The 8,032-nt window shown below is 65.0% G+C and carries 9 protein-coding genes; 1 reads left to right on the top strand and 8 read right to left on the bottom strand.

The window, feature by feature from the left end:
• From EN745_RS24550 to xylF, 4 genes are all read right to left on the bottom strand, one after another.
• On the bottom strand, positions 1-375 hold a 375-nt coding region (locus EN745_RS24550; protein WP_189363150.1), incomplete at its 3' end, for a CHASE domain-containing protein.
• 123 nt (positions 376-498) lie between these two features.
• Positions 499-1,299, bottom strand: a complete 801-nt coding sequence (locus EN745_RS24545) for an ATP-binding cassette domain-containing protein (protein ID WP_126057993.1) — start codon at positions 1,297-1,299, stop codon at positions 499-501.
• Positions 1,300-1,327: 28 nt separating this feature from the next.
• Complete coding sequence (locus tag EN745_RS24540) at positions 1,328-2,647, bottom strand: sugar ABC transporter permease (protein WP_127422471.1); 1,320 nt, start codon at positions 2,645-2,647, stop codon at positions 1,328-1,330.
• Between the two features lie 158 nt (positions 2,648-2,805).
• Complete coding sequence (gene xylF, locus EN745_RS24535; protein ID WP_127422470.1) at positions 2,806-3,846, bottom strand: D-xylose ABC transporter substrate-binding protein; 1,041 nt, start codon at positions 3,844-3,846, stop codon at positions 2,806-2,808.
• Positions 3,847-4,112: 266 nt separating this feature from the next.
• Between xylF and EN745_RS24530 the strand changes: the two genes are divergently transcribed.
• Positions 4,113-5,357: an ROK family protein gene (locus EN745_RS24530; protein ID WP_127422469.1), complete on the top strand. Its 1,245-nt coding sequence runs from the start codon at positions 4,113-4,115 to the stop codon at positions 5,355-5,357.
• Positions 5,358-5,360: 3 nt separating this feature from the next.
• Here the strand turns inward: EN745_RS24530 and phoB are convergent, their stop codons facing one another.
• The 4 genes from phoB to EN745_RS24510 all read right to left on the bottom strand — a co-directional run.
• Positions 5,361-6,050 carry a phosphate regulon transcriptional regulator PhoB gene (gene phoB / locus EN745_RS24525; protein ID WP_006203872.1) on the bottom strand — a complete coding sequence of 230 codons (690 nt, stop codon included), beginning with the start codon at positions 6,048-6,050 and terminating at the stop codon, positions 5,361-5,363.
• A gap of 19 nt (positions 6,051-6,069) precedes the next feature.
• Complete coding sequence (phoU, locus tag EN745_RS24520; protein ID WP_126057989.1) at positions 6,070-6,780, bottom strand: phosphate signaling complex protein PhoU; 711 nt, start codon at positions 6,778-6,780, stop codon at positions 6,070-6,072.
• A gap of 23 nt (positions 6,781-6,803) precedes the next feature.
• The gene (pstB, locus tag EN745_RS24515; protein ID WP_126057988.1) at positions 6,804-7,628 is read right to left on the bottom strand and encodes a phosphate ABC transporter ATP-binding protein PstB; all 825 of its coding nucleotides are present in this window, start codon (positions 7,626-7,628) and stop codon (positions 6,804-6,806) included.
• A gap of 15 nt (positions 7,629-7,643) precedes the next feature.
• A partial coding sequence (locus tag EN745_RS24510) for an ABC transporter permease subunit (RefSeq protein WP_127422468.1) occupies positions 7,644-8,032 on the bottom strand: 389 nt, incomplete at its 5' end.

The raw sequence follows: 8,032 nt of genomic DNA, 5'->3' as shown, positions 1-8,032 counted from the left end.
GTAGACCTGATGGGCGACGCCGTGGTCGCGCAGGATGTCGCGCTCGACCGCCGCCTCGTCGCCGGCCTTGGCCAGCCGCAGGAAGCCGATGCCGCGCAGGCCGGCGAAATTGTTGTCGACATCGAGCGCGCTGAAGAACGCCTTGAACTCGCCGCGTGAAATGTCGCCATTGCGGGCGTCGAACAGCGCCTGGGTCGAGCGCAGCAGCGAAAGATGGAGATCGATACGGCTCTCGATGCGGTTGAGCGCGTCGTCTGCTGTCGCATCGAATTTGATTCGCGCCGCTTCCTGCGTGGCGAAATAGGCGAACCCCGCCATCGTCAGGCTGATCAGCGCGACGGCGATGAAGGCGACGATCGGGAAGAACTTCTTCAAAGGATGGCGGTGCCCCTGAGCATACGCTCCTTTATGAGCAAGTCGCCGCGGCAACACAATGGCGAGGTCAAACCATCATGACGCCTGGCCCATCCGCGAGCGTCACTTAGCCGGCTTACAGACTCAAGCGGCGATCTTCAGCGCTCCCGGCCCAGGAATGGCGCCAGGCGGGCATTTGCCGAGGATGATCATGCCGAGCACCTCGTCCTGGGTGACGTCGCTGGTGCGCGCGGTGCCGACGACCTGGCCGTTCTTCATCACACAGACCCGGTCGGCGAGCTCGAACACGTCGTGGATGTCGTGGCTGATCAGGAAGATGCCGATGCCGTCGGCCTTGAGTTGCTTGACCAGTTCGCCGACCTGCGCCGTCTCCTGCGGTCCGAGTGCCGCCGTCGGCTCGTCCATGATCAGGATACGGGCATTGAACAGGATGGCGCGCGCGATTGCCACCGACTGCCTTTGGCCGCCGGAAAGCTTGATCACCGGCTCCTTGAAGCGCTGGAAACGCGGATTGAGTCGGCCCATCACCTTGCGCGCCTCGGCCTCCATCGCGACATCGTCGAGCGTGCCCCAGCCGGTCATCAGCTCGCGGCCGAGGAAGAGGTTGGCCGCGGCGTCGACATTGTCGGCGAGCGCCAGCGTCTGGTAGATCGTCTCGATGCCGTATTTCTTGGCGTCGCGCGGGTTGGAGATGTGCGCCTCCTCGCCATTGACGAAGATCTGGCCGGCGTCGCGCTTGTAGGCGCCGGACAGTATCTTGATAAGCGTCGACTTGCCGGCGCCGTTGTGGCCGAGCAGCGCCACCACCTCGCCGGGGAAGAGATCGATCGAGGCGTCGTCGACGGCGCGGATGCCGCCGAAGGCGATCGAGATGTTGCGCATGTCGATCAGCGGCGTGCCGGTGGTGGGAGCTGTCTTTTCCATGGTCGCGTCTCCTCCCTGAAGTTCTTGCTCAGACTCGCTTGCGGTAGACGGTGTCGAGCCAGACGGCGACGACCAGAACCGCGCCGACGACGATGCTCTGCAGCGGCGAGTCGATGCCGAGCAGCACCATGCCTGACTGCAGCGACTGCATCAAAAGCGCGCCGAGCATGGCTCCCAGCACGGTTCCCGAGCCGCCCGCGAGCGACGTGCCGCCGATGACGGCGGCGGCGATGACCAGGAGCTCGTCCAGCGTGCCCAGCGCGTTGGTGGCGGCATTGAGGCGCGCCGACGAGATCGCCGCGCTGATCGAGGCCAGCACGCCCATAATCATGAACACCTTCATCGTCACCCAGCGCGTGTTGATGCCGGCGAGCGAGGCCGCTTCCGGATTGCCGCCGATGGCAAAGACATAGCGGCCGAAGCGGGTGCGCCTGGTGATGAAGGTCATGACGATGCCGACCGCGACCGCCATCAGCACCGGTATGGCGATGCCATGGGCGATGAACAGGCCGCCTTCGGGAATGGCGATGCCTTTCTGCTCGGCGTACTGGCGCACGATGCCGACCGGCCACGGATAGGAATTGGCGACCCAGACGGCGCCGAGGATGGCAGCGCAGGCGACGATGCCGAGGAAGATTTCGGCCCATACCGGGCGCAGCGGGAAATTGAACCGCTTGCGCTGCGAGCGGCCGTTGAGCAGCGCGAAAGCGGCCGCCGCGCAGGCGACGACGCCGACGACCCAGCTGGCTGTGGCGCCGATCGAGCCGCGCGGTCCGCCGCCCATCAGCTGGAAAGTGGCGTCGAGCGGCGCGACCGTGCGGCCGCTGGTGATCATCCAGGCCATGCCGCGCCAGACCAGCAGGCCACCCAGCGTGACGATGAAGGCCGGCACCTCCATGTAGGCGATGATGAAGCCCTGGAACGCGCCGATCGCCAGGCCAAGCACCACGCCGGCGGCGAGCGCGATGATCCAGAGCCACGGATTGCCGAACTGGAAGCCAATGACTCGAATGAGGAATTCGGCCTGCGCCACGCCCATGATCATGCCGACCACGCCTTCGACGGAGCCGACGGAAAGGTCGATGTTGCGCATGACGATGACCAGCACCATACCGGTCGCCATGATCGCCACCGAGGAGGTCTGCACCGACAGGTTCCAAAGGTTGCGCGGGGTCAGGAAGAGCCCGCCCGACAGGACGTGGATGCCGATCCAGATGACCAGCAGCGCGCCGACCATGCCGAGCATGCGCGTGTCGAGTTCGGTTGCCTTGAGGAACCGTCCGGCGGCGCTGAGTTCGGCTGCGCGTGCCCGGTCCGCGGCGACCGTGCTTGAGGTCGTATCGGTCATGATTTCCTCCCACCGGTTGCCGTCTGGCGCGGTTGCCGGAACATGATTCTATTGGCTTTCCCGGCTCACTTGAAGCCGGAAGCCGTTGCGAAGCGAAGCTCGATGGACGCCGCGGCCCTTGGGCCGCGGCGCCGAGTCTTCAAACCGGAAGGCCTGCCTCAGTTGCAGGCGGCGACGGCGCCGGCGGCAACGCCGGCGCAGACTTCGTCCTTCTTGATCCAGCCCGCGTCGATGACCACGTTGAGGTTGTCCTTGGTGATCGCCACCGGCGTCAGGAACAGCGACTTGACGGTGTTGCCGCCCGGCGTGGTGAAATCCTTGACGCCGGCGATGTCTGTCATCTTCTTGCCGTCGGCGAGCGCCGAGGCGATCTCGGCGGCGTTCTTGCCGAGCTCGCGCGCGTCCTTCCACACCGACACGGTCTGCGTGCCGAGCGCTATGCGGTTCAGCGCGGCGTGGTCGCCGTCCTGGCCCGACACCGGAACGGTCCCGGCGAGGCCCTGCGCCGTCAGCGCGGCGACGACGCCGCCGGCGGTGCCGTCATTGGCCGCCACCACCGCATCGACCTTGTTGTCGTTGGCGGTCAGGAACTGCTCCATGTTCTTCTGCGCGTTGGCCGGCAGCCAGCCATCCGTATAGGCCTCGCCGACATTCTTGACCTTGCCGCCGTCGATGGCTTCCTTCAGCACCTCCATGGAGCCGGCGAACAGGAAATCGGCGTTCGGGTCGGCGCCCGAGCCCTTGATGAAGACATAGTTGCCTTCCGGCTTGACCTTGAACACTTCGCGGGCCTGCATGCGGCCGACTTCCTTGTTGTCGAAGGTCAGGTAGAAGACGTCCTTGTTCTCGATCAGCCGATCGTAGCCGACGACCGGAATGCCTTCGTCCAGCGCCTTCTGCACCGCCGGTCCGACCGCGGAGGCGTCCTGCGCCAGCACGATCAGGGCGTTGGCGCCCTGCGATATCAGGCTTTCGACGTCGGTCAGCTGCTTGCCCGGATTGGACTGCGCGTCGGCGGAAATATACTTGTCGCCGGCCGCCTCGATGGCCTTCTTCATCGCCGCTTCATCGGTCTTCCAGCGTTCTTCCTGGAAGTTCGACCAGGAAACACCGATCACCTTGTCCTTCGCCTCGGCGACCGACGCGAGCGTCAACGACATGGCGACACCCGCCAGCATGGCGGCTGCGAATTTCTTCATGATATCCTCCCTGCGCCATTGCGGCGCGACCCAGACTGGCCCTGAGGCCGGCATAGAGGCTTTTTTTCGAGCCTCGAAAAAATAGTGATCCAACGCCGGAGCGCTGTCAACATTGATTCTGCTGGATTCTGACGCCCCTGCGAATTTTTTTCGAGCTCCGTAATAAATAAATGACAGGCCGGCCCGCTTCTGCCACAATTCATATGGTGTCCGCCGACGGCCCCTTGAGATCAAAAACGGCCGCGACGACCGGGAGGAAATAGGGCATGTCGGTTGGAATCCGCCACGACGATCTGCGCCGACGCAACCGGGCGATGGTGATTTCGGCCGTGCGCCGCGCCGGCCAGCCGTCGCGGACCGAGATCGCCGCCACCACCGGCCTCAGCCATTCGACCATCTCGGCGATCTCGTCCGACCTGATCCAGGAAGGCATCCTGACCGAGAGCAAGGCAAATGAGGCTGTTTCGCTGAAGCGCGGTCGGCCGCAGGTCGGGCTGGCGCTCAATCCGGAAGCCACCGCAGTGATGACGGTGGTCCTGTCGCTGAACTTCCTTTCCGTCGCCGTCATCGACTATGCCGGACAGGTCATTGCCGAAGAGCAGCGCCGCCTCGATACGGCGATCATGCCGCGCGACGAGCTGATCGGCGAATGCGTGGCCATCGTCCGGCGCCGCTTCGAGGATCCCGATCTCGACGTCCGCGGCGTCGCCCGCATCGCCATGGGCATCCAGGGCATCACCGACACCCATGCCCGCGCCATGTTGTGGTCGCCGATCACGCCGCAGACCGACATCGCCTTCGCCGACATACTGGAAGCCGAATTCGGCGTTCCGGCTACCATGGAGAATGACTGCAACATGATGGCGGTGGCCTTGCAGTGGCGTGACCCTGACCGCTACCGCGACGACTTCATCGCCATCCTGCTGTCGCACGGCATCGGCATGGGGCTGGTGCTGAAGGGAGAGCTGTTCACCGGCACCCATTCCTCGGGCGGCGAATTCGGCCATATGATCCACCGGCCGGGCGGCGCGCTCTGCCGCTGCGGGCGGCGCGGCTGCGTCGAGGCCTATGCCGGCAACTACGCCATCTGGCGCAATGCCAAGGAGATGGGCGAGGACGCCGAGCCGGTCGATGTCAGCGACGCCGACATGCGCTCGCTCGCCGCGCGGGCGCGCGCCGGCGACGGTCCGGAGCGCCAAGCCTATCGCAAGGCCGGCGAGGCGCTCGGCTTCGGCCTCGGCAGCCTGTTCGCGCTGATCGATCCCGCACCCGTCGCCATGGTCGGCGTCAGCGCCGCCGCCTTCGACCTGATCGAGCCGGCGCTGCGCGAGGCGATCGCCCAGACCGCCGGCGGCCAGCATTCGAAATCGATCTCGTTCGACACCGAGCCGAACGAACTGCCGCTGATCCGCGAGGGCTGCGCCATGCGCGCGCTGACCTTCGTCGACCAGGAGATTTTCGCACCAGGCGTCCAGGCGAAAGGCAGCGCCGTCGGGAAGAGCGTGGCCTGAGCGTCAATCTTCCCTGATCGCGTAGCCCGCGCCGCGTATGGTGCGGATGACATCCGGCATGCGGCCATTGTTGACCGCCTTGCGCAAGCGCCCGACATGCACGTCCACGGTGCGCTCGTCGATGTAGATCGTCTCGCCCCAGACATTGTCGAGCAGCTGGCTGCGCGAGAACACCCGGCCGGGATGCCGCATCATGAATTCGAGCAGCCGGAATTCGGTCGGGCCGAGCCGGATCTCGCTCTTCTTGCGGTAAACGCGATGCGACTCGCGATCGAGCACGATGTCGCCGACCTTGAGCATGCTGGACAGGACTTCCGGCTTGGCGCGGCGTAGCAGCGCCTTCACCCGCGCCATGAACTCCGGCGTAGAGAACGGCTTGACCAGATAGTCGTCGGCGCCGGTCGAAAGGCCGCGCACCCGGTCGCTTTCCTCGCCGCGCGCCGTCAGCATGATGATCGGCAGCCGCTCGGTCTCCGGCCGCATCCTGAGGCGCCGGCAGAGCTCGATGCCGGAAACCGCCGGCACCATCCAGTCGAGCACCAGCAAATCGGGCACGTTTTCCTGCAGCCGGATCTCGGCCTCGTCGCCGCGTGTGACCACCTCGACCTGGTAGCCTTCCGATTCCAGATTGTAGCGGAGCAGCACCCCCAGCGGCTCCTCGTCCTCCACCACCATGATGCGTGGCGCGATCATCAGCCGGTCACCCTTCTTCTCAGGCCGCCGGCGCCGACATCGCCGTCTCGTCCAGCTTCGGACGATTGGCGGGCAGTTGCTGACCGGTCAGCACGTAGTAGGCGTTCTCGGCAATGTTGGTGACATGGTCGCCGATGCGCTCCAGGTTCTTGGCGCAGAACAGAAGATGCGTGCAAGCGGTGATGTTGCGCGGATCTTCCATCATGTAGGTCAGGAGCTCCCGGAACACCGAGGTGTATTTGACGTCGATGCGTTCGTCGTCGTTGCGGAGCTTGGCAAGCGCCGCGGCATCCGCGGCGGCATATTGCTCGATGACGCCCTGCACCTGGACCAGCACAAGCTGCGCCATGCCGTCGATGGAATGCGAGAGATCACGCGGCGTGACGCTGAGGCCGACGGTACCGACACGCTTGGCGATGTTCTTGGCGAGGTCGCCGATGCGTTCGAGGTCGCCCGCCATACGGATGGAGCCGACCACGGCGCGCAGATCGTTGGCCATCGGCTGCCGCTTGGCGATCAGCGTGATGGCGCGGTCGTCGAGTTCGCGCTGGCGTGCATCCATGATGGCGTCGTCGGAAACAACGCGCTGCGCCAGGGCATTGTCGGAATTGAGCAGCGCGCGCGTCGAGCCGGCGACCATCGAGCGGGCGAGATCGCCCATGTCAGCGATCAGCTTGCTGATCGCTCCCAGATCCTCGTCGAAAGACGCAACCGTATGATGTTCACCCATGATCCTGTCCTCGTGCGTGGAAATCAGCCGAACCGGCCGGTGATGTAGTCCTGGGTGCGTTTGTCGTCGGGGTTGGTGAACATCTTGTCGGTGGCGCCCTCCTCGACCAGGTAGCCGAGATGGAACATCGCCGTGCGCTGCGACACGCGGGCCGCCTGCTGCATCGAGTGGGTGACGATGACGATCGTGTAGTTCTGGCGCAGCTCGTCGATCAGCTCCTCGACACGGGCGGTGGCGATCGGGTCGAGCGCCGAGCAGGGCTCGTCCATCAGGATCACTTCCGGCGACACGGCGATGGCGCGGGCGATGCACAGGCGTTGCTGCTGGCCGCCGGACAGGCCGGTGCCGGGCTCGTGCAGGCGGTCCTTCACCTCGTTCCAGATCGCCGCCTTCTTCAGACTGGATTCGACGATCTGGTCCATGTCGGCCTTGCGCTTGGCCAGCCCATGGATGCGCGGGCCGTAGGCGACATTCTCGTAGATCGACTTCGGGAACGGGTTGGGCTTCTGGAACACCATGCCGACGCGAGCCCTGAGCTCCACGACGTCGATGTTCTTGTCGTAGATATCCTCCTCGTCCAGCGTGATCTTGCCGGTCACGCGCGCCGAGTCGATGGTGTCGTTCATGCGGTTGAGGCAGCGCAGGAAGGTCGACTTGCCGCAGCCCGAAGGTCCGATCAGCGCCGTCACCTGATTGAGGCGGACGTCGAGATTGACGTCGAACAGCGCCTGCTTTTCGCCGTAGAACACGCCGACCTTGTCGCCGCGCATCTTGATCACTTCGTTCGACTTGGCGTTCATCTTGTCGCCCACTGCGTTTTCAAGAGACTGTTCGGTCATGATGTTCATACCAGATGCCTTCTTTTACCAGCGCCGTTCGAACCGGCGCCTGAGCACGATCGCTGTGATGTTCATGGCCATGAGGAAGACGAGCAGGATGATGATGGCGCCCGACATACGCTCGACGAAGGCGCGTTCGGCCTCGTTGGCCCACATGTAGATCTGCACCGGCAGCGCGGTCGCCGGATCGAACGGAGTCTTCGGATAGTCGGCGACGAAGGCGACCATGCCGATCAGGAGCAGCGGCGCGGTTTCGCCGAGCGCGCGCGCCAGGCCGATGATGGTGCCGGTGAGGATGCCGGGGGCGGCAAGCGGCAGGATATGCTGGAACACCATCTGCATCTTGGAAGCGCCAAGCCCGAGCGCCGCCGAGCGGATCGACGGCGGCACGGCGGCAAGCGCCGCGCGGGTGG

Origin of the sequence: Mesorhizobium sp. M4A.F.Ca.ET.022.05.2.1 (assembly GCF_003998845.1) — a bacterium.
In the GTDB taxonomy this organism is placed as follows: domain Bacteria; phylum Pseudomonadota; class Alphaproteobacteria; order Rhizobiales; family Rhizobiaceae; genus Mesorhizobium.
Note: the sequence above shows the minus strand (reverse complement) of the source record. Positions and strands in the feature narration are given on the sequence as shown.